Genomic DNA, 775 nt, shown 5'->3' with positions numbered 1-775 from the left:
CCGGCGGCTGCCGCCGTCACGGCCCTGGCGCCCGCGCCCGCGCCGCAGGACGAAGCGGGCAACCTGCGCCGGCTGGCGGCCCTGTGGCAGGTCACGCCGGGTCATGGCGAACCGTGCGCCACGGCAGCCCGCCAGAACCTGCGCTGCCTGCAGGGCAAGGCCACCGTCGGCGAGCTGCGCCGGCTGGACCGTCCCGCCATGCTGACATTGGACCAGGAAGCGGGCACGCCCGTCTACGCGCTGCTGATGGCGCTGGACGGGCGCCACGCCACGATCGAGCTTGGCGGCAAGCGCGAGACCGTCACGCTCGCCGAGCTGGAGCGGCGCCACGACGGCAGCTTCACCACCTTCTGGCGGGCGCCCCGGGCCTGGCGCGACGAAGTGCGTGCCGGCACCCGTGGCCCGGATGTCGACTGGCTGGCCCGCCGGCTGGCCGAGCAGCGGGGCGAGCCGCCGCCGCAGGACAGCGTGGCCCTGGAAGGCAGCGTGCTGCGCTGGCTGCGCGAATTCCAGGCGGCCCAGCAGCTCAAGGCCGACGGCGTGGCGGGGCCGAAAACCTTTATCCGGCTGAACCAGCTTTCCGGCGTACGCGAGCCGCGCCTGGGCGCGCCCGTCAACGTCGCCACGGCCGGAGGAAAGTGACATGTCCTATATTCTCGAAGCACTGAAAAAAGCCGAGGCCGAGCGGCGGCTGGGCGCCACGCCGACGCTTCACGCCGCTTCCCTGGACGGCGCCGCGGTGCCGACGGGTGCCGCCGCGCGCCGGCCGCTGGTG

1 protein-coding gene is annotated in these 775 nt (G+C 74.3%); it reads left to right on the top strand.

Features of this window, described 5'->3' with window-relative positions; translation table 11 throughout:
• A partial coding sequence (locus GM672_RS27755; RefSeq protein ID WP_170300287.1) for a peptidoglycan-binding protein occupies positions 1-642 on the top strand: 642 nt, incomplete at its 5' end.
• Positions 643-775: the final 133 nt, after the last annotated feature.

Source organism: Pseudoduganella buxea (assembly GCF_009720835.1).
GTDB classification, from domain to species: domain Bacteria; phylum Pseudomonadota; class Gammaproteobacteria; order Burkholderiales; family Burkholderiaceae_D; genus Rugamonas; species Rugamonas buxea.
Note: the sequence above shows the minus strand (reverse complement) of the source record. Positions and strands in the feature narration are given on the sequence as shown.